At 70.0% G+C, this 20399-nt stretch carries 22 protein-coding genes; 12 read left to right on the top strand and 10 right to left on the bottom strand.

Features of this window, described 5'->3' with window-relative positions; translation table 11 throughout:
• Positions 1 to 242 precede the first annotated feature (242 nt).
• The 6 genes from ON27_RS27475 to ON27_RS27450 all read left to right on the top strand — a co-directional run bounded on the left by ON27_RS27475 (position 243) and on the right by ON27_RS27450 (position 5373).
• Complete coding sequence (locus ON27_RS27475; protein ID WP_043734019.1) at positions 243 to 1028, top strand: DUF5666 domain-containing protein; 786 nt, start codon at positions 243 to 245, stop codon at positions 1026 to 1028.
• Between the two features lie 134 nt (positions 1029 to 1162).
• Complete coding sequence (locus ON27_RS27470) at positions 1163 to 2137, top strand: TtfA family protein (protein WP_043734018.1); 975 nt, start codon at positions 1163 to 1165, stop codon at positions 2135 to 2137.
• A 55-nt stretch (positions 2138 to 2192) separates the two neighbouring features.
• Complete coding sequence (locus ON27_RS27465) at positions 2193 to 3002, top strand: SDR family NAD(P)-dependent oxidoreductase (protein ID WP_043734017.1); 810 nt, start codon at positions 2193 to 2195, stop codon at positions 3000 to 3002.
• Between the two features lie 2 nt (positions 3003 to 3004).
• The gene (gene pyrE, locus ON27_RS27460; protein WP_043699542.1) at positions 3005 to 3553 is read left to right on the top strand and encodes an orotate phosphoribosyltransferase; all 549 of its coding nucleotides are present in this window, start codon (positions 3005 to 3007) and stop codon (positions 3551 to 3553) included.
• Positions 3554 to 3603: 50 nt separating this feature from the next.
• Positions 3604 to 4662 (top strand): beta-ketoacyl-ACP synthase 3, encoded by a 1059-nt coding sequence (locus ON27_RS27455; RefSeq protein WP_043734015.1) that lies wholly within the window; start codon positions 3604 to 3606, stop codon positions 4660 to 4662.
• A gap of 3 nt (positions 4663 to 4665) precedes the next feature.
• Complete coding sequence (locus ON27_RS27450; protein WP_043734013.1) at positions 4666 to 5373, top strand: lysoplasmalogenase family protein; 708 nt, start codon at positions 4666 to 4668, stop codon at positions 5371 to 5373.
• Here ON27_RS27450 and ON27_RS27445 read toward each other — a convergent pair.
• The 4 genes from ON27_RS27445 to ON27_RS27430 all read right to left on the bottom strand — a co-directional run bounded on the left by ON27_RS27445 (position 5357) and on the right by ON27_RS27430 (position 8535).
• The gene (locus tag ON27_RS27445; protein WP_043734011.1) at positions 5357 to 5803 is read right to left on the bottom strand and encodes a DUF3592 domain-containing protein; all 447 of its coding nucleotides are present in this window, start codon (positions 5801 to 5803) and stop codon (positions 5357 to 5359) included. The two genes, ON27_RS27450 and ON27_RS27445, sit on opposite strands and share 17 nt — an antisense overlap.
• 61 nt (positions 5804 to 5864) lie before the next feature.
• Positions 5865 to 6443, bottom strand: coding sequence for a Uma2 family endonuclease (locus ON27_RS27440; RefSeq protein WP_043734008.1), 579 nt, complete (start codon positions 6441 to 6443; stop codon positions 5865 to 5867).
• A gap of 74 nt (positions 6444 to 6517) precedes the next feature.
• Positions 6518 to 7171, bottom strand: a complete 654-nt coding sequence (locus ON27_RS27435; protein WP_051047037.1) for a response regulator transcription factor — start codon at positions 7169 to 7171, stop codon at positions 6518 to 6520.
• Entirely contained in the window at positions 7168 to 8535 is a 1368-nt protein-coding gene (locus ON27_RS27430; RefSeq protein WP_083887838.1) for a sensor histidine kinase, read from the bottom strand. The genes ON27_RS27435 and ON27_RS27430 overlap by 4 nt, the downstream gene beginning before the upstream one ends.
• 92 nt (positions 8536 to 8627) lie before the next feature.
• Between ON27_RS27430 and ON27_RS27425 the strand changes: the two genes are divergently transcribed.
• From ON27_RS27425 to ON27_RS27415, 3 genes are all read left to right on the top strand, one after another.
• Positions 8628 to 8963, top strand: coding sequence for a hypothetical protein (locus ON27_RS27425; protein ID WP_043734006.1), 336 nt, complete (start codon positions 8628 to 8630; stop codon positions 8961 to 8963).
• A gap of 43 nt (positions 8964 to 9006) precedes the next feature.
• Positions 9007 to 9693: a TrmH family RNA methyltransferase gene (locus ON27_RS27420; RefSeq protein ID WP_051047036.1), complete on the top strand. Its 687-nt coding sequence runs from the start codon at positions 9007 to 9009 to the stop codon at positions 9691 to 9693.
• A 270-nt stretch (positions 9694 to 9963) separates the two neighbouring features.
• On the top strand, positions 9964 to 11049 hold the full coding sequence (locus ON27_RS27415) for a glycoside hydrolase family 76 protein (protein ID WP_043734026.1): 1086 nt from the start codon (positions 9964 to 9966) through the stop codon (positions 11047 to 11049).
• A gap of 6 nt (positions 11050 to 11055) precedes the next feature.
• Here ON27_RS27415 and ON27_RS27410 read toward each other — a convergent pair whose 3' ends face one another.
• On the bottom strand, positions 11056 to 11754 hold the full coding sequence (locus ON27_RS27410) for a DedA family protein (RefSeq protein ID WP_043734003.1): 699 nt from the start codon (positions 11752 to 11754) through the stop codon (positions 11056 to 11058).
• A gap of 4 nt (positions 11755 to 11758) precedes the next feature.
• Positions 11759 to 12421, bottom strand: coding sequence for a DedA family protein (locus ON27_RS27405; RefSeq protein WP_051047038.1), 663 nt, complete (start codon positions 12419 to 12421; stop codon positions 11759 to 11761).
• 299 nt (positions 12422 to 12720) lie between these two features.
• Between ON27_RS27405 and fbaA the strand changes: the two genes are divergently transcribed.
• Both fbaA and ON27_RS27395 read left to right on the top strand, forming a co-directional pair.
• Entirely contained in the window at positions 12721 to 13755 is a 1035-nt protein-coding gene (gene fbaA, locus ON27_RS27400) for a class II fructose-bisphosphate aldolase (RefSeq protein ID WP_043734000.1), read from the top strand.
• Positions 13756 to 13786: 31 nt separating this feature from the next.
• Positions 13787 to 14905, top strand: coding sequence for a BTAD domain-containing putative transcriptional regulator (locus ON27_RS27395; protein WP_043734024.1), 1119 nt, complete (start codon positions 13787 to 13789; stop codon positions 14903 to 14905).
• Here ON27_RS27395 and ON27_RS27390 read toward each other — a convergent pair.
• On the bottom strand, positions 14902 to 15228 hold the full coding sequence (locus ON27_RS27390) for an excalibur calcium-binding domain-containing protein (RefSeq protein WP_245560210.1): 327 nt from the start codon (positions 15226 to 15228) through the stop codon (positions 14902 to 14904). The genes ON27_RS27395 and ON27_RS27390 overlap by 4 nt on opposite strands.
• Positions 15229 to 15387: 159 nt before the next feature.
• Here ON27_RS27390 and ON27_RS27385 point away from each other — a divergent pair, with 159 nt between their 5' ends.
• A complete protein-coding gene (locus tag ON27_RS27385) occupies positions 15388 to 16854 on the top strand; it encodes a glycoside hydrolase family 183 protein (RefSeq protein WP_043733997.1) in 1467 nt (488 codons plus the stop codon).
• A 15-nt stretch (positions 16855 to 16869) separates the two neighbouring features.
• Here the strand turns inward: ON27_RS27385 and ON27_RS27380 are convergent, their stop codons facing one another.
• From ON27_RS27380 to ON27_RS44365, 3 genes are all read right to left on the bottom strand, one after another.
• Positions 16870 to 17937, bottom strand: coding sequence for a fused (3R)-hydroxyacyl-ACP dehydratase subunits HadA/HadB (locus tag ON27_RS27380; protein WP_043734022.1), 1068 nt, complete (start codon positions 17935 to 17937; stop codon positions 16870 to 16872).
• Positions 17938 to 18035: 98 nt separating this feature from the next.
• A complete protein-coding gene (locus ON27_RS44930) occupies positions 18036 to 19637 on the bottom strand; it encodes an Rv0361 family membrane protein (protein WP_245560201.1) in 1602 nt (533 codons plus the stop codon).
• A gap of 334 nt (positions 19638 to 19971) precedes the next feature.
• Positions 19972 to 20399, bottom strand: a 428-nt coding sequence (locus ON27_RS44365; RefSeq protein WP_218003042.1) for a hypothetical protein, incomplete at its 5' end; no start/stop codon positions are given.

Raw genomic sequence — 20399 nt, 5'->3', positions numbered from 1 at the left:
CGACGGCCTGATCGTCGGGCGGTGAGCCCGGCGAGCGCTGTGCGGTGAGCCCGGCGAGCGCCGTGCGCGGGTGATGTTCGCGCGTCTTCGCCGCGTGCGGCAAGCGGTCCGTTCCGGGCATGACGACCCGGAGCGGACCGCCTCCTGCTCGAGCCGCTCGGATCTCGTGGTGGGGGAAGTAATTCCACACCGCTGCCGGAGGCGCGGGCGCGGTGGAAGGGAGAGAGCCTACGCTGGAACCCATGACCAACCCGAACGATCCATGGGGGCAGCGGCCGGAGGATGCGCCGACCGAACACCTGGGTCCGGGCAAGTCCGGGTACGGGGACCCGACGCACACCACGGAGTACCTGGAGGCGTACGGCAGCGGCGCGCCGTCGGCCTATCCGCCCACGGAGCAGTACGGATCATGGGGTCCGCCGGGGCCGAACGCGACGCGCGAGTTCCCGTCCTACGACTCCCAGTGGACGACTTATCAGAACAGCGGCGATCAGTGGCAGGCGACGGCCGCGCCGCCCGGCGGCGTGGCACCGCCCGGTGGACCGCCGCAACCGCCCCGGCGCAACACCGGCCTGTGGATCGCCCTGGCCCTCGGCGTCGTGCTGCTGATCGGTGCGATCGGGGTCGTCGCGGGCGTCCTGCTGGGCAGCGGCGATTCCGATTCCACGGACACCGCGGCCTCGACCGCGCCGGTGACGACGCGGTCGCTGCCCGGGACCAGGACCGCGCCGCCCACCCCGCCCAGCGGGCTGCCCGGCCTGCCCGGCCTCGGCGATGTCGAGGGGCTCGGCACGACGATGGGCACCGTCACGGCCAACGACGGGGGCACCTTGACGGTGAGTTCGGTGACGGGCGACACCATCACGGTGCGCACCGACGCGAGCACCCAGGTGATCGCGTTGTCGGGCAGCAAGGTGTCCGATCTCGCCCCCGGCGAACTGGTGCTGATCCAGGGCGACAAGGCGCCGGACGGCTCGATTCAGGCCAAGATCATCATCGGTACCTCGCTGCCCGGCGGCGGACGATGAGCCGTGCCGTGCGCCGCCCGCGCACGCGCCCGTCAAGCGGGATCGACGGCTGCTCGTCTTTCGCTCGGCCCGGCGCGGGGGTAATGACGGACCATGTCCGGCCGGGCCTATTAGGCTAGGCGACGATGACGGCAATGTGGTTCGGGTTGGCGGCGATCGCGCTCGTGGGCGCGATCGTGCTGCTGTATTTCGATCGGCTCCAGCGGCAGCGGACCGGTCACGCGCGACAGGTCTGGGCGAAGTCGCAGGGCTATACCTACGTGTCCGTTGAACCCGCGCTGCCGTCCACTTGGCGGCGCGGCGCGCTGGCCAAACTCGGCTATCTCTCCGCGGTCGACGTGGTCTCCGGCATTCGCAAGGGCGAGAAGTTCGTGCTGTTCGACCTGGAGGACGCCGCGACGCTGGTCGCGGTGCGCCGCCAGATCGGCTCGGATATCGACGTGGACATGCGGTTGAAGACGGCCGCTCCGCCCAAGGACCACGACCTGGAATTGCTCGGCGCCATCGGTGACCGCGTGGTGTTCGCGACCAATCCCGAAATCGCGAGGCACGCCGTCGATCAGCGCATGGTCGCCTTCATCGAGGCGCTGTCGGACACCGTGCAGATGCTCTGGAGCGAGGGCAACTGGACGCTGGGCATGCTGTCGGTCGGCACCACCTCGAAGGACTGGGAAGGCGCGATCGATGCGGTGCTGCGCCTGTCCGGCCTGCTGCACGTGCTGCCGCCGGTCAGCGAGCCGCGCTCGGACGGCGCGCACGAGGTGAGCCGGCCGCGCCCCCGCGATCGGCAGCGTGGCGAGAACGCCGAGGACGACGCCGACCGCCCGCGCCCGCGCAAAGAGGACGAGGACGCCGAACGGCCCGGCGCGGACTCCTACGCCGACGACCACGCCGAGGAATCGGAACCGGCGCGCCGCCCTTCGCTCGCCGTCGTGCCGAAGGCACGCGCCCGTGGGCGCGCGGACGAGCAGGCCCGGCCGCGGGAGGAGCGCGAGGAGCGCGCCGCCGAGGGCAGGCCGGACGCCGAATCGCAACGGCGACAGTCCGATCCGCCCGGCGGACCGTTCCATCCCGGATTCCGCCCCTATCAGGGACCCGTGCCGAAGTGACCGGCCGCGCGCCCACCGCAGTCGGGTCCGCGCGACTGCGATCGATCGCGCTGTCATGACCGAGCATCCACATCCCAGGCTGCCCGGCGCCACCCGCCCTGTGGCTTTGATCACCGGGCCGACCTCGGGCATCGGCCACGGCTACGCCACTCGGCTGGCCTCCCTCGGCTACGACTTGGTGCTGGCCGCCCGGGACGAGCAGCGACTCGCGGCTCTCGCGGCCGACCTGGAGCATCGCTTCGGCACTCGCTCGCAGCTGATCGTCGCGGATCTGGCGCGGGCGCCCGACCGCGAGCAGGTCGCGGCCCGGCTGGCCGACGGGGTCGAGTTCCTCGTCAACAACGCCGGTTTCGCGCACTCGGGGGAGTTCTGGACCGTTCCGCCCGAGCAGCTCCAGGCACAGCTGGACGTCAACGTCACGTCGGTGATGCGGCTCACCAGGGCCGCCTTGCCGCCGATGATCGCCGCGGCGAACGGGTGCGTCGTCAACGTGGCCAGCGTGGCAGGCTTGATCCCCGGACGTGGGTCGACGTATTCGGCCTCCAAGGCATACGTCGTATCCTTCACCGAAGGGTTGGCAGGGGGACTGGCCGGAACCGGAGTACGGGTCCAAGCCCTGTGCCCGGGATTCGTCCGCACGGAATTCCACCAGCGAGCCGGCATCGAGATGTCCTCGCTGCCGAGAGCGCTGTGGCTGAGCGTCGACCGGGTAGTCGCCGGCTCACTGCGTGATCTGGAGAAGGGCCGGGTGCTCAGCGTGCCCGGTATGCAGTACAAAGCGCTCACCACCGTCGCCGGAATGATCCCGCGAACCCTCGGGGCCCGGCTCAATCGCGGGCTGTTCGACGCACGCGGAAGGACTTAGACATGATCGACGTGATAACCAACGACAGGGACAGGTTGGCCGCCCTGGTGCGTGAGCTCGCCGTGGTGCACGGCCGAGTGACCTTGTCCTCGGGCAAAGAGGCCGACTACTACGTCGACCTGCGCCGCGCCACCTTGCACCACGGTGCGGGCCCGCTGATCGGCAAGCTGTTGCGCGAACTCGTCGCGGACTGGGATTTCGACGCCGTCGGCGGTTTGACCATGGGCGCCGACCCGGTGGCGCTGGCCGTCATGCACGCGCCCGGCCGCCCGATCGACGCGTTCGTGGTGCGCAAGGCCGCCAAGTCACACGGCATGCAGCGCCAGATCGAAGGCCCCGACATCGCCGGTAAACGGGTGCTGGTCGTGGAGGACACCACCACCACTGGGAACTCCCCCTTGACCGCGGTGCGAGCGCTGCGCGCGGCGGGCGCTACCGTGGTCGGCGTCGCCACCGTCGTCGACCGGGAAACCGGCGCCGACCAGGTGATCGCCGCGGAGGGACTGGAGTACCGGTCGATCCTCGGCCTCAAGGATCTCGCCCTGGGATAGCCTGGACGAGGATCGAAGTCTTCGAAGGTGAAGGGTCGTGTGAGTCACCAGTGGTGAGCATTGCAGTCAACAGAAACCGCGACAACGTTGCGATGCTCGGAATCGGCGCTTACCGACCCAGACGCCTGGTCAGCAACGCCGAGGTCTGCGAGGTCCTGGATTCCACCGACGAGTGGATCTACGAGCGCACCGGCGTCCGCAACCGGCGCTGGATCAGCGGTGACGAAACGCTCCGGTCGATCGCCGCGGCGGCGGGTGAGCGGGCGATCGTCAACAGCGGCGTCGACCGGTCCAAGATCGGCGCTCTCATCCTGGCCACGTCCAGCTGGCTGACCCTCACCCCGCACGGTGCTCCGCAGGTGGCCTACGACATCGGGATGAACGGAATCCCCGCCTTCGACCTGACCTCCGGCTGCGGCGGCTTCGGCTACGGCCTGGGCGTGGCCGCCGACATGATCCGGTCCGGCTCCGCCGAGTACGTCCTGCTCATCGGTGCGGAGACGATGACCGTGGGGCTCGATCCCACCGACCGCGGCACCGCGATGATCTTCGGTGACGGAGCGGGCGCGGTGGTGGTCGGCCCGAGCGACGAGAACGGCATCTCACCGACCGTCTGGGGCAGCGACGGCGAGAACGCCGCCGCGATCATGCAGGACATCGACTTCCTCGAGTACATGCAGCGGGCGCAGGCCATGCAGGGCACAGACCCGGCGGTGGACCCCGTCGGGCGGATGTCGCTGCGGATGGAAGGCCCGCGCGTGTTCCGCTGGGCCGCGGTCACGCTGCCGCGCGCGCTGTCCACCGCGCTCGAGGTGTCCGGCGTGGCCAAGGAGGACATCGAGGTCTTCGTCCCGCACCAGGCCAACGCCAGGATCAACGAGCTGATGAAGAAGAACCTCGGCCTGGCCGAGGAGATCCCGATGGCCAACGACATCGAGAACACCGGCAACACCTCGGCCGCGTCGATTCCGCTCGCCATCGAGGAGATGTTGGTCACCGGCAAGGCGAAGGGCGGTCAGACGGCGCTGCTGCTCGGCTTCGGAGCGGGTTTGAGCTACGCGGGCCAGGTCGTCACGCTGCCCCCCGCGCCCGCCGAGCCGAGCTTCTAGCCGATGCGCCCGTTCCGAGCCGGGTATCTCGCGGCGGCGGCGGTCACCGTCTACGGCGCCGTCACCGGACGGGAGAAGGCGCAGTGGATCGCGAAGCCGCTGCTGATGCCGCTGCTGGCGGCCGACGTGGTGACCGAGGGCAGGGAACTGCCGTCGAGCGAGCGCACCGTGCTGATCGGTTCGCTCGGCGCGGCCACCGTGGGCGACATCCTGCTCATCGACCCGGACGACGATCGCAGGCTGATCGCGGGCGCGTCGTCGTTCGCGATTATGCAGGCGGGTTACGCCACGCTGTGGTGGCGGATGGGCGGCAGGCCCACGGCGGGGGTCGCCCTTCCGCGGTTGGCCGCTTGGCTGGGCGCGACCGGGCTGCTGCGCAGGAAGGCGCCCTCGGTGGCCGCACCGCTGACCGCTTACGGCGTCACCTTGGGCGCCGCTGCCGTGCTGGCGTCCGACCCTGCGCTGGCGCGCGTCGCGAAAAATGTTGCGGGCGTGAATATTCCAGGCGCTGATCCGCGCAGTCGCCTCGGCGTCGGCGCGCTGCTGTTCACCGTCTCGGACGGGCTCATCGTGCTGCGGCGGTTGTTCGCGCGCGGTCCGCGGTCCCGCCGGGTGACCGAAGGGGTGATCCTGGCGACCTACGCGGCCGCGCAGTATCTGCTCGCCGACCCGAAAGCGCACGTCAAGCCGGTGGTCACAGCACCAGAATGATGCGATCCCGATTCGCCGGGTCGACGCGGATGGAGAGGATCTCGCCGACCGCGAGCCGGGGTTTGTCGGCCGGGGTGGCATCGAAAACGACTGTGCCCCGATAGCTTTCCGAACCGGGCACGGTCAGTTCCAGATCCAGCTCGGTGAGTTCGGTGTGATGGTCGGTGCGCTGCAGCGGATGCACACCCTCCACGGTGGCCCAGCCCTCCAAGCCGTGCCGCCACAATCGGCGATCCGCCTTGGACGGCCGGGCGGCCAGCATCATCCCGATGCCCACACACGAGCCGAACAAGCCGACCAACGCCACGATCTGATACGGCACGGTCCCCGGCGGCGTGCGATGCACCACCCAGCCCAGCCACAACGCGAGCAGGATCAGATACCCGGCGGTCACCCCGAGCACCGTGCGCAGTATCCGCTCGTGTTCCATGCCAGCCTCCACCCCGAGTGCCAGAACTCCAGGATAGGCCCGGCGTAGCCGGTGGGCGGCGCTATGAGCGCACGCGGCTGCTGGTCAGCGCGGCAAGATCGACCGTAATCGGGGTTCCGGCGATGTCGAGTGTCACTGTGCCGGCCTGCTCGGCGACCAGTTCGTAATCCCGGTCGATGAGGTGATAGGCGGCAAGGCTCGTGGGCTTGTCGAGGTCGATCAGCCAGTAGTACTCGATACCGGCCTCGGCGTACTCGAAGAATTTCGTCACGCGGTCGGTACGACGTGAACCCGGCGACAGAACTTCCACGGCGAGCAGCACGTCGGCCGCGGCATAGCGCGGCAGGTTGGCCTCGATGCCCGCTTCGGGCACCACGAGGATGTCCGGGACCCGCACGGTCGGCAGAGGGCCCGCGTCGATCAACACTTCGGTATCGGCCAGCACGCCGAGGGTGCTGGGCAGTTGCGGTTCCAATTGCGCGCCCAGCCGCAAGACAGCGCGCTGATGTTGCGACACCGGTTTCGGTGACACGACCAGAACCCCCTCGACGAGCTCGTAATTACGGCTGCTGTCCTCCGGCAGCGCGATCCAGTCCTCCAGGGTCAGCAGATGATCAGGCCAGTTCACGTCGACGGTCATCGCTTCCTCCCCTCCCCGCACGGATACCGCGTTGCGGCCAGTCTGGCACAGCGGGCCGCCGAACCACAGCTTCGTCAGCCCTTGAGTCGCAAAACCGCCAGGACACGGCGGTGATGGGTCTCCGAGGGCGGGAGGTCGAGCTTGAGGAAGATATTGCCGATGTGCTTCTCCACCGCGCGTTCGGTGACGGTCAGGGCCGCGGCGATGGCGTTGTTGGACAGACCCTGGGCCATCAGCTCGAGCACCTCGCGTTCGCGCGGGGTGAGGCGGGCCAGCGAATCCTGCTGGCGTGAGGCGCCCATCAGTTGGCTCACCACCTCCGGGTCGAGCGCGGTGCCGCCGGTCGCCACGCGGTGCAGCGCGTCCACGAAGTCCCGTACGTCGGCGACCCGGTCCTTGAGCAGGTAGCCGACGCCGCCGGCGCCGCCGGCCAGCAGTTCGGTGGCGTAGCGGGTCTCGACCCATTGGGAGAACACCAGCACGCCGGTCGTCGGGTATTTGCGGCGCAGCTCGATGGCGGCGAGCAATCCCTCGTCGGTGTAGCTCGGGGGCATCCGCACGTCCACCACGGCGACGTCGGGATGGTGCGTGCCGACCACGTCGGCGAGGGCGGTCGCGTCGCCGACCATGGCGACCACCTCGTGGCCGCGTTCGGTGAGCAGCCCGGCCAGTCCGTCGCGCAGGATGGCGCTGTCCTCGGCGATCACGACGCGCAGTCCGTCGCTCATCGCGACCCCGCCAGCGGCAGCAGGATGGTCACCACGGTCGGTCCGCCCGCCGGGCTCCGCACGGTCAGCGTCCCGTCGACGGTGCGGGCCCGCACCGCGAGGCCGGACAATCCGCTCCCCGCGCCGGGCGCGCCCGCCGCGGGCTCCACCACGCCGCCGATCCCGTTGTCGCGCACCGTCACCACGATGGTTCGCCGGTCGCCCGGCAGCACCGAGATCCACGCGCCGGTGGCGTTCGCGTGCCGCACCACGTTCGTCAGCAGCTCGGCCACCGAGAAGTACGCGATCGCCTCGATGGCGGGGCTCGGTCGTTCCGGCAGGCGCACCCGCAGCTGCACCGGCACCGAGCAGCGCGCCGCCAACGTCTCCAGGGCCGGTTCGAGCCCCAACTCCAATGCGGGCGGGTGGATTCCGCGCACCAGCTCGCGCAGCTCGGTCAGCGCCTCCTTGGAGCTCGCGTGCGCGTCCGCGATCAAGTCGCCGGGGTCCGCGCCCGCCGCGAGCCGGTCCTCGGCCCGGCCCAGCGCCATCGCGATGGTGACCAGTCGCGCCTGCGTGCCGTCGTGCAGGTCGCGTTCCAGTCTGCGCAGCGTCGCGGTGGCGTCCTCGACCGCGGTGCGCCTGCTCTCCTGCAGCTCGGTCACCCGGCGGTCACGAGCCGTCGCGCCGAGCAGGGCGATGGTCAGCAGCCGGTGCAACCAGCAGACGGCGCGCACCGGCCAGGGCAGCGCCAGGCAGCCCAGCACGCCGATCAGCGCGAACCCGAGCACCTTCGGCCAGCTGTCGAGATAGAAATCGCCGAATTGGACCATGGACTGGTGCTCGACACCGTTGTCGTCGACGTTGGTCGGGTGGATCAGCGCCCACGGGAGCGGCGAGACAGCGGTGAACATCGTCATCGCGACCGCGACGAGCACCAGATATCCGACCGCGACGCCGAGCACGGCCTGCGCCAGCAGGAACGCAACCACACGCCAGCTCACGCGATCGGTGAAAGCGCTTCTGAGGAATCCGATCAGGCCGGGCGCGGGCGCGAAGGGCGCGGGCGGCGTGACGGCGATACCGAGCAGGTCCTTGCCCAGCGCGCGGTAGACGCGGCCCCATACCCGTCCACCGAGCAGCACCAGTGCGAGGACCGGCAGGCCGACGATGGTGATCGCGAGATACAACCCGCCCCCGAAGCCGACGAACAAATAGGCGACGGCAACGCAGCCGAGCACGAAAACCGTGAGCAGGTAGACCAGTTCCTTCCAGAACCGCGCGCGCACCGGCGCGAGCAACACCGTGCGCAGCATGTGCTCCGGTGGTTCGGCCGCGCGCGGCGGGTCGAGCACGAGGGTCGGTTCGGCGTGTGTCTCGGTCATGGATTCCATGGTCGTCGCGCGGGTTCCGGGATTCGATGGAGCTGTCCGCCGTAAGTGTGGTGTAGCGGGCTACACCTACTACGATCCTGCTGATGAGCTACCCGCCGCAGCCGCCGCCGTACGGCTACTCAGCCTATGGCGCCTACGGACCCCAGGACCATCCGCAAGCCACCACGATCTTGATCCTGGGCATCTTGAGCCTGGTGCTGTGCCAGCTCGCAGGACCCTTCGCCTGGGTGATGGGCAAGCGGGCGCTCAACGAGATCGATTCCTCCGGCGGAACCATCGGCGGCAGGGGGAACGTCAACGCGGGGTACATCTGCGGCATCATCGCGACCGCGCTGCTGTGCTTGAGCTTGCTGTTCGTCGCGTTGTTCGTGGTGCTCGGCCTGGTCGGCGCGTTCGCGGGCAGCTCGTCGAGCTACTGAGCCACCCGGCGCGGGCGCGGCGGCCGGAATTAGCATCGTCGGGGTGAGTCATCCAGTGCCGGACGCGTCGGAGCAGGACCTACCCGGGCCCACGGAGTGGGGCGAGCACCCGAACGGCGTCGGCCCGTGGGCGAGCGAGCACGCCGAGCCGCCGCCGGATGACCCGCGCCTGGATCCGGAGCTGCTGGCCGGCGGCGATCGCCGCAACGTGGTGGACGCGTACCGGTACTGGAGCCGTGCGGCCATCGTCGCCGACATCGACCGGCGCAGGCATCCGTTCCATGTCGCGATCGAGAATTTCGGCCACGACGCCAACATCGGCACGGTGGTCCGCACCGCCAACGCCTTCGCCGCCGCGGCAGTGCACATCGTGGGCCGGCGGCGCTGGAATCGGCGCGGCGCCATGGTGACCGACCGCTACCAGCACATTCGTCACCACGCCGAGATCGGCGAGCTGCTGGCGTTCAGTGCGGGCGCCGGGCTGACGGTGGTCGCTGTGGACAACGTGCCCGGCTCGGTCCCGCTGGAGACGGTCACGCTCCCGCGCGCGTGCCTGCTGCTGTTCGGCCAGGAAGGGCCCGGCGTCACCGACCACGCCAAGCAGGCCGCCGCCATGACGGTGTCCATCGCGCAGTTCGGCTCCACCCGCAGTATCAACGCGGGCGTGGCCGCGGGAATCGCCATGCACACCTGGGTCCGGCAACACGCCGATCTGACCGAGGCGTGGTGAGTCTCCCGGCGACTCCGTCGGCCGTGTGAACAGGAGATCTTCCTGTGCTGAAGCGCACCGGCACGATTTCACATCGCTTTCGTAACAAATCGGGCGCGTAAATCCGTTCTGGCCTGGCACCATTGATTCATGACCTCGCGGAGCGACGATATCGAGGTGCCGCGCGCAGAGCACGCCGAAAAAGGCTCCGCGGCACCGCTTCCGCCCGGCCGCGCGTCGGCGGGCCGGGATGGCGTCGCGCCCGCGACGCTGTGGTCCGAACGCGCCGACATGGCCGAATCGGCGGTCGTCTCGCGGCACTTGCGGGCGCTGTGGGCGTTGCCTGGCACGGAGCTGGGCGTGGTCGGCTGGCCGGCCACCCGGCGCGAGCGGGTCTTCGGCTCTTGGCACTACTGGTGGCAGTCACACCTCATCGATTGCGCGGTCGACGCCGCGAATCGGGCGCCCACTCCGCAGCGTCGCAGACGCATCGCCGCGCTGGCGCGCTCGCACCGCATCCGCAATATCACCGGATGGACCAACCGGTACTACGACGACATGGCGTGGCTGGCCATCGCCCTCGAACGCGCCGAGCGCACCCAGGGTGCCGACGTGCGCAGCGCCTTGGCGGCGCTGGAGAAGCAACTGCACGACGGCTGGCAGCCGCAGGTCGGCGGCGGTCTGCCCTGGCGCATCGGCTCGGACTATTTCAACGCGCCCGCGAACGGTCCCGCCGCGATCGCGCTGCTGCGGCTCGGGCGGATCCAGCGCGCGCAGGAGATGGCGGACTGGTTGGACGCGACGCTGCGCGATCCGGAGACCGGATTGATCCTGGACGGCATCCATCTGCCCTCCGGCACGATCGAGCGTCCGGTGTTCAGCTATTGCCAGGGCGTCGTGCTCGCCTTGGAAACCGAACTGGCCGTGCAGACCGGGGAGCCCAGGCACACCGAACGGGTGCATCGGCTGCTCGCCGCCGTCGAGCAGCACATGACCACCGGGGGAGTGGTGAACGGCGGCGGTGGCGGCGACGGCGGACTGTTCAACGGCATCCTGGCCCGCTATCTGGCGCTGGTGGCGGTGATGCTGCCCGGCGAGGACGCCGAACAGGTCGCCGACCGCCGGGCGGCCGCCGCGATCGTCCACGCGTCCGCCGCGGCGGCCTGGGCCAACCGGCTGCAGGTCGAGGGCGAGCCGCTGTTCGGGCACGACTGGAGCAAACCCGCGCAGCTGCCCGGCGGCAGCGCGGGAGCCGGTCATTTCACCGCGGGCGGATCGGTGGTCCCGTCGAAAGTGCCCGAACGCGACATGAGCGTGCAGCTGTCCGGCTGGCTGCTCATGGAGGCCGCCTTCCAGGTCAGCGCCGCCGGCCTGTGACCTGGGTCAGCTCTCCGAATCCAGCATCACGCTCGGGCTGGTCTCCAGCGAGAAATCCTCGGCGGGCTGGGACATCTCCTGGCGGTAGTGCCGCACGCCGAGCACCGTCCCGATGATCAGTCCCACCACCAGCGTGCCGACCACGATCGGCATCAGCCAGGGCACGCGCTGCAGGAAGCTGCCCGCGTAGTAGCCGATGAGCAACAGCACCGGCGCCCAGACGATCGCGCCGATGGTGCTGGCCACGGTGAACTTGCGGTGGTCCATCCGCGCCGCGCCCGCGACCGACGGGCACAGCGTGCGCACCCAGGGAATCCAGCGGGCGATCAGCACCGCGACGAATCCGTGCCGGTGCAGCAATTCCGCGACCCGTTGCAGGTTGCGGACGTTGATGTATCTGCCGTTCTTCCGCGCGACCAGATGTTGCCCCGTGCGGTGGCCGATCACGTAGCCGACCTGGTTGCCCGCGATGGCCGCGACCATCGCGCCCAGCGACAGCGCCCACACGTGCGCCTCACCGGAGGCGTGCGACGCCATCACGATGCCCGCGGTGATGAGCATCGAGTCACCGGGCAGGAACAACCCGAGGATCACAGCGCATTCGAGGAAGACGAAGGTCAGCACCACTGTCCAGACGAGCGCGGGGCCCGCCGACAGCAGAGGATCGAAACTGCCCACGGCTAGGGGCGACGATTCGGTCCGCACCGGCTCAGCGGGTGGGCTCGCTGGTCGACACGGTCAGCTCGGCCTCGGCCGGCTCCTCGGCCGCCGGGCCGCCGCGGCGGCTCATCAGTTTCTTCGCCACGGCGCTGATGCCGGGCAGAATCGACAGGAACACGATGAGCAGGAAGATCGCCTCGACGTGGTCGCGGATGAACGCGACGTTGCCCAGGAAGTAGCCGAGCACCGTCACGCCGCCGCCCCAGAGCAGTGCGCCGACGATGTCGAACGCGACGTACTTGCGGTAGTCCATCTTGGAGACGCCCGCCAGCACCGGCATGAAGGTGCGCACGATCGGCACGAAGCGGGCCAGGATGATCGTCTTGGGCCCGTGCTTCTCGAAGAATTCGTGCGTCTCGGTGACGTAGTGCTTCTTGAAGAAGCGGGTGTCCTCCTTGTGGAACAGCGCGGGCCCGATCGCCCGTCCGATCCAGTAGGCGCACTGGTCGCCCGCGAACGCGACCACCACGGTGGCCGGCACCAGCACCCAGATCGACACCGGCGGATTCGGCTGCGCGGCGAGCAAGCCGCCGGTGAACAGCAGCGAATCGCCGGGCAGGATAGGAAACAGCAAACCGGTTTCGATGAAGACGATCACCAGGATCGCCGGCAGCACCGCGTTCTTCAGCCACGTCTCCGTGAGCAGGTGCATCGGATCGAGCAACTCGGTAAGCGCGAGGTTGCTCGTCACCGATTCTGTCGCTGCCTGCAGAATCACGTGGCCTCCTGTCCCGATACGGCTGGCCTGCATTCGCTTGCCACCGCGTCGGAAGCTGCCAGCGCAAATTACCGGCCCCACAGTACCGGCTCCGCCTGAGAATGCTCGCGCTGTGCGCAAAATTACCGATGGGTCACCTGCGCGCGGCCTCCCTGCATACCAGGCGAAACACTGCTGCCTTAGGGTAAGGGCTGACAAAATAGGTCTTTGCCGCACAACACGGAGGTCTTACTGTGCCCATCGCGACTCCGGAGGTCTACGCCGAGATGCTCGGTCGGGCCAAAGCCAACTCCTTCGCCTTCCCGGCCATCAACTGCACGTCGTCGGAGACGATCAACGCGGCCATCAAGGGTTTCGCGGACGCGGGCAGCGACGGCATCATCCAGTTCTCCACCGGCGGCGCGGAATTCGGTTCCGGCCAGGGTGTGAAGGACATGGTCACCGGCGCGGTCGCGCTGGCCGAGTTCGCGCACGTGGTCGCGGCCAAGTACGACGTGACCATCGCGCTGCACACCGACCACTGCCCGAAGGACAAGCTGGACACCTTCGTCCGGCCGCTGCTGGCCATCTCCCAGGAGCGGGTCAACGCCGGGCAGAACCCGCTGTTCCAGTCGCACATGTGGGACGGCTCCGCGATCCCGATCGACGAGAACCTCGAGATCGCGAAGGAGCTGCTGAAGGCCACGCACGCGGCGAACATCATTCTCGAGGTCGAGATCGGTGTCGTCGGCGGTGAAGAGGACGGCGTCGAAGCCGAGATCAACGAAAAGCTCTATACCTCGCCGGAGGACTTCCAGAAGACCATCGACGCGCTCGGTGCAGGCGAGAACGGCAAGTACCTGCTCGCGGCGACCTTCGGCAACGTGCACGGGGTGTACAAGCCGGGCAATGTCGTGCTCAAGCCGGAGGTGCTCGCCGAGGGCCAGCGCGTCGCCGCGGCCAAGCTCGGCCTCGCCGCCGACGCACAGCCGTTCGACTTCGTCTTCCACGGCGGTTCCGGCTCGCTGAAGTCCGAGATCGAGGACTCCCTGCGCTTCGGCGTGGTGAAGATGAACGTCGACACCGACACCCAGTACGCGTTCACGCGCCCGGTCGCCGGCCACATGTTCGCCAACTACGACGGCGTGCTGAAGATCGACGGCGAAGTGGGCAACAAGAAGACCTACGACCCGCGCAGCTACCTGAAGAAGGCCGAGGCCTCGATGGCGGCGCGGGTGGTCGAGGCGTGCAACGACCTGCACTCCGCCGGACGCTCGATCAGCGCCTGACCCTGGTACACCCGTCAGGGGCTTGGTGCGCATGAGTTTGGATGTGCGCGTGCTCGGGCCCGTTCGACTGCTCGTCGGTGGTGAACCGGTGGCTGTCGGCGGGCCCAAACCGCGAGCTCTGCTCGCCGCGCTCACGGTGAATCGGCGGCGTGCGGTGTCCTCGGCCGCGCTCGCCGATCTGGTGTGGAACGAGGAACCACCCGACTCCTATGCCGCGAGCTTGCAGGTCTTCGTCTCCAACATTCGCAAGGCGCTGCGGAACTCCGGTGTCGACCCGGCGGCGGTGCTGCGCACCGAATCCTCGGGCTACCGGTTGGAGATCGACGAGACCGCCTGCGATCTCGGACGTTTCGAGGCGGCCCGGGACGCGGGCACTCGCGCGGCCGAGGCGGGCGATCACGCCGGGGCGGCGCAGTTGTTCGGCTCCGCGCTGCGCGAGTGGAGCGGCCGGGCGCTGGCCGATCTGGCCGGTTTGCAGTTCGCCGACGGTTTCGCCACCGCCATGGACGAGGAGCGGCTGCTGGCCGCCTCGGCCCGGATCGACGCCGAGATCGCCTGCGGGCGCGCGTCCTCCGTGATCGGCGAGCTGGTGGCGATGACCACCGAGCACCCGCTGCGCGAACCGCTGTGGGGGCAGTTGATCACCGCCCTGTATCTGTCCGGCCGCCAGGCGGACGCGCTGGAGGCGTGCCGCAAGGTGCGCGGGGTGCTCGCCGACGAACTGGGCATCGACCCGGGACCGGCGCTGGTCGACCTGGAGCAGCGCGTGCTGCGGCAGGAGCCCCTGAGCACGGTCGAACTCCGTCAGGTCGAGCGCTTGGCCGCGGCGATGACCGAGACGGTCACCGAGATGCCGCGCGCCGTGCGCAGCGGGCAGTTGCGCCTGCCGGACGGCCGTGCGGTGGCGATCGCCCAGGGCGGTCTGCGGATCGGCCGGATGACCGACAACGACCTGGTGCTGGACGACCCGCGGGCCAGCCGCTACCACGCGCACATCATGCCGAGCCGCGCGGGCCTGCTCATCAAGGACCTGCACTCGGCCAACGGCGTCTTCGTCAACGAAGATCCGATCGACAGCGGCGCGCTGCTGGCCGACGGCGATCAGATCCGCATCGGCGCGACGATCCTGACCTTCCAGGCGTTGCGCTAGTCGCAGGCGATCCCGTTGCCGTCGCGATCCAGATGCGCGTTGAAGCCGGGCTGCCCGCGATACAGCGGCCCGGCGCCCTCCGCGCGCACCTGGTCGCAATTGGTGTAGATCTTCCGCGTCCGCTCGTCGGTTTCCTCCGGGCGCTCGCTCTCGCCCTTGGGGCCGGACCGATTGTGCGGGATCGGATGGTCTTCGTGCGGTCCGGCGATCGCGGCGGCCGGGGGCGTGGCGGCGGACGCCGCCGACGGCCCGAGCCCGCTCGCTCCGGCCGCCAGCAGCGCCACCCCGATCACCGGTACGACGCGGAGTACTGACTTGGTCACGCCTTCCATCCTGCTCCCGGATCGGCCGGTGCGCCGGAGTGAATTCCTCTTGGTTCAGCGTGTCGGACGGCCCGTGTCGCAAAGGCGAACGGGGTAGGGTCGTTCCGCTGGTTCGTGTCCGCAAGGTTCGTGTCCGCAACGGATTTCGAGGGGTTTGCTATGGCGATGCGAATGCTGGCCGCAGTCGGGGCGGTCGTCGTCGGCGCGGGAATGCTGGTCTACACCGATGGGCCCGCCGCCGCCACGCCCGAAGCGGCCGACAGCCCTGCGGGAGTGGGCCCTTGCGCGACCGATCCGGTGGCCACCCACGAGCCTCTGGTGCCGAAGACGCTGGAGGTGCCGATTCCCTATCCGGTGGTCACCGTGCTCCCGCCGCAGTTACCGGACCCGGCGCCGAACCGAACCCGGATGGAGCTTCCGCCGGACCCGTGCGCCAACCCCTGCCCGGATCTCACCGATCTGCCCGGTGCGCCACCCGGCCTTGCCGCCCAGCTGGGAATCCCGGAGATCCTGCTGAACCCGAAACCTTTCCACTTCGCGATTCCCGGCCCCGGACCGGACCCGGGCCCGGTGCCGCCGCCTCCGGCGCCGGTGCAGCCGCCGGTCGAACCCGCGGCGCAGTCGCCCGCCCGGCCCGCTCCGCGCTTGAGTCCCGCCCGCGAGGTGGCGAAGCTGACCGGCGCGAACTCGGTGAACCGCACCGACAAGCGGTGGCAGGTGGACGGCACCGACCTCGGCATCATGTGGGAGAGCGCGCCGGGCGAGATCGCGGCCGCGTTCGGCGACACCGTCGGGCGCGGCTTCCATCCACCGGGCGGCATGGGCCTGGACTGGCGCAGCAACGTGCTCGCCTTCAGCACCGACCGCGACCTCGCCGACGGGGTGAGTTTCGACCGGATGGTCACCGACGACCGCTGCCACGCGGCCGAGGTGCTCTCCAGCCGCAAGCTCGACAACGTCGAGGTCACCACCATTCCCACCTCGGGATTCGCGCTCGGCGAGCGACAGTACCTGAGCTACATGTCGATCCGGACCTGGAACAGCCTCCCGGGCACGTTCTTCACCAACTACGGCGGCATCGCCTACTCCGACGACCACGGCCAGACCTGGACGAAGGACCCGCACGCCCGCTGGGACAACATCTTCGGCCTGGCGAACTTCCAGGTGAGCGCGATGGTCCCGCACGGCGGCTACGTGTACATGTTCGGCACGCCCAACACCCGGCTCGGCGCGGTCGGCCTGGCCAGGGTGGCCCAGGACCAGCTGCTCAACACCACTGCCTACCAGTACTGGCGCGACGGCGCGTGGACCCCGGTCGGCGGATTCTCCTCGGCCACGCCGATCGTGGACGGTCCCGCCGGTGAACTGTCCGTGCGCTACGACGCCGCCCGGAACGTCTGGCAGATGAGCTATCTGGACACGACCAAGGCCGCCATCGTCGTCCGTGAGTCGGACACACCGCAGGGCGTGTGGTCGCAGAGCACCCCGACGGTGTCCGTGCTGAGCTATCCGGAGCTCTACGGCGGGTTCATCCACCCCTGGTCATCGGGATCGGACTTCTATTTCACCATGTCGACCTGGAGCGACTACAACGTCTACCTGATGCACTCGGTCTTCACCGAATAGCTCCGATCCAGCTAACTAGCGGAGCCGGACTTCGGCCACGGCGCGACCGAACAGCTTGCGTCCCTCGGCGGAGCCGCCGAGCTGGATCGTCGCGGTACGCGTGGCCGAGTCGAGCGACTTGACCTTGCCGGTGAACTCAACCGTGCTCGCCGCGTCGGCGGCGACCGGGACGAAGCCGGAGAACCGCACGCTGAACTTCCGGATGGCGGTCGGGTCACCCAGCCAGTCGGTGAGGTAGCCGCCGGCCAGACCCATGGTCAGCATGCCGTGCGCGACCACGGTCGGCAGCCCGGCCAGCTGTGCGGCGTGCTCGCTGAAGTGGATCGGGTTGGCGTCGCCGGACACGCCCGCGTAGTTCGCCAGGTCGCCGCGCGTCAGCCGGAAGGCGCCGACGGGCAGCTGGTCGCCCGGGGCGAGTTCGTCGAACGCGGGCAGTGTGCGCACCGGCGCGATCTCGTGCCCGTCCGGCTCGACCAGCGGGCTGACGCCGAGCGGCACCAGCGCGCCGCTGCGGGCGATATCGTCGCCGGCCTGGGCCGATTCGACCGGACGCCCGTGCATCATGATGTTCTCGACCACGTCGTTCAGGCCCGCGTCGACCTCGACGCCGCGGCGCGCGACGATCGTGGTCGACCCGACGATGGCGACCTCGCCGTGCTGGTTGCTCAGCGTGAAGCGCACCACGATGAAGTCGTTGTCGCCGAACTGGCGGATCGACTCGATGATGATCTCGCTGCGCACCCGGTCACCGGCCAGGATCGGCCGGTAGATCTCGAAGACCTGGTCGGTCTGCAGGAACTGGGACAGGTCGTACTCGGTGAGCACCGAGTCGAGCAGCGCCCTGGTCGCGGTCATCCCGATCACCGAGGCGAAGGTCGGCGGCGCGACGATCCCGGGATGACCGAGCGCGCGCGCGTCGCCCTCGCGCTGATGCGCCGCGTGGTGATTCTGCACCGCGCGGGCGAACTCCCGGACTTTCTCCCGGCCGACTTCGTAGTGGTCGCGCACCCGGAATCGCTGTCCGGTGCGCGTCACCGGAACGAGATCGACATCCGGCCGCGCCATCGTCTGCTCCCTGCTCATGATCCGGGCCATGCTACTGCCGAGCCGGACCATTGACCAGATCTATGTGACGCGCGCGACCGGCATCGATACTTGTCCGCTATGACGCCGCCGGGCGTTTACTGCGTGCTGGAGGGCGGGTCGCAAACCTTCCATCCGTCGTCGGTGCGCTGCAGGTCGAAGGTGCGTGCGGACCGCTTCGCCGGGTCGGCGTCGGTGTAGACCGTGGCCTGGGCGATCGCGGTCTCGTCGGTGATCCGGATCGCGTCGATGCTGTCCACCACCGGAATGTTCTTGCGCTCGACCGACAGCTTGTGCACGCCGGCGAACTGGTCGCTCGGGATGCCCTGATAGAAGTCGTGCAGCGGACCGCAGGTGGAGGAGCGCAGCGCGTCCAGGTCGCCGGTCCGCAGTGCGTCGGTGTAGCTGGTGATCGCGGTGCGCACCTGGGTCTCGGGGGAATCCTCCCCGGACATCGTGACGAGCGCCACGATCACCGCGACGAGCGCGATCACCAGCGCTCCCGCGGCACCGGCCATGATCAGCTTGCGGTTGGACCCGCCCGCACCGCTGGCGGAGGCCCCGGCACCGGATTGCGAGGCCGGGGCGATCCGCTGCGGAGGCGCGACGGGCCGCGTTTGCGGCGCGCGTGGACCGGACATCGATTGCGCGGGCACGGTCTGCTGGACATCCGCGGGGGACGGCGCGGTAGCCACCGGACGCGGCCTGCCTGGCGCGCGCGGCGGCGACGGGCGGGTCTCCTCGACTCCCGGGCCGTGCTGCGGCGGCGCCGAGGGGCCATGTGGTCCGGGCTGCTTCGGCCCGGAAGCGGGGCGCGGCGTGCTCGGCGGCTTCGTGACCGGAACCGGTCCCGCCGGTGACGCGACCACGCGATCGGTGCCCGGCCTGCCGCCGTCGGCGGGGCGCTGGATGGGCAGCGCCATGGTCTTCGCGTCGTCCGGGTCCACCACCCGCATCGCCATCGTCACGTCGTCCGAACCGGGCGGGTTCTGTTCGTCGCCCGAGGCGGATCTGTCGGCCGTGGGCGCTCCAGGGCCCGCCGGCGGCTGCGGCCTGCGCATCACGACGGTCGCGGATTCTCCGCCTACCGGACCGTCCTGCGGGATCGCCGCGGTCTCGGCTTCGGAATCAGCGGCGCCGGGCGCGGCGGTATCTCCCGCGGTCTTGCCGCTCGCACCGGTCCCGGGCGCTGCGCCGGGCTTCGAGACTGCTGCGGCGCCTGCTGCGGCCGCCGGTCCTGCTTTCGTGCCGGACTGGGGCGCTGCCTGGTCTTTCGCGGGCTGGTTCGGCTGTGCTGCCGCGTCTCCCGCCGGGGGACCGCCCGCGGTGGGCGCGGAGTTCTGGGTAGAGCTGGGCAGCTGATCCCGCTTGATCACCACGGTGCGCGCCGCGGCGGATCCGTCCGGTGCGGAGCCGGTCCGCGGCGTGGCGCCGCCGGTTTCCTGCTGCTTCGGTCGATCCGCCGCCGTCTTCGCATCGGCGGCAGGTGGCTGACCCGCTTCGGACGTGTCCGCGCCGGAGCGGGCTGGTTCGCCGCCGGCATTCGCCGACGCGGGGTTCGCCGTGCCGGGAACGGCTGGGCCGGAAGGTGTGGCACCCTTGCTGCCCGGCGCGTTCGGAGCGGCTGAGCCGGAGGGAGCCGGTGCCTGCGGCCTGGCTGCGGGCTGGGCGACAGGGGACTTCCCGGCTGGTTGGGTCACCGGCGCAGTGCCGGGGGCTGGGGCAGTGCCGGGGGTTGGGGCAGTGCCGGGGGCTTGGGCAGTGCCGGGGGCTGGGGCAGAGCCGGGCGCTGAGGCAGAGCCGGGCGCTGAGGCAGTTCTAGGCGACGTGGCAGAGCCGGGCGCTGAGGCAGCGCCATGCGCTGGGGCAGAGCCGGGCGCTGGGGCAGTGCCGGGGGCTGGAGCAGTTCTGGGCGGCGTGGCAGTGCCGGGCGGCGTGGCAGTGCCGGGCGGCGTGGCAGTGCCGGGCGCCGGGGGGTTCGGTTGACCGGTGCCGGTCGGTGCCCCGGCTACTGCCGAGCTGGGTGCGTTGCCCTCAGGGGTGTTCGGCGCCGCGCCTTTTCCACTTCCGGCTGGACTCGAAGCAGGTGTGCCCTGGACGGTCGCGCCACCGGGTGCGCTCGGCGCCCCGGAGGTCCGGGCCGCTGGAGAATTGGTAGGTCCGGGCTGGGTCGTCCGATTGTCCGGGGTTGGGGGCTTCGGGCCGCTCGGCGCGCCGGGCGTCGGCGCGGACCGCTGTGCCGAGCCCGCGCGCTGCTCCGGCGAAGCGCCGGGTTCCGCTGCGGCGGCTGTCGGTGAGTCCGTCCGGCCAGCAGGGCCGTTCGCCTGGTTCGCGCCCGCCGCGTTCGACACGGCCGTGTTCGACGCCGCCTGGTTCGTGTTCGTTGACGACGCCGGGCTGCCGGGTGCTTGGTTCGGGTCTGTGGCGCGTGGCGCGTTGGGGGCGGGGCTGCCGGGTGCTTG

Source organism: Nocardia asiatica NBRC 100129, from assembly GCF_000308415.1.
GTDB classification, from domain to species: Bacteria; Actinomycetota; Actinomycetes; order Mycobacteriales; family Mycobacteriaceae; genus Nocardia; species Nocardia asiatica.
Note: the sequence above shows the minus strand (reverse complement) of the source record. Positions and strands in the feature narration are given on the sequence as shown.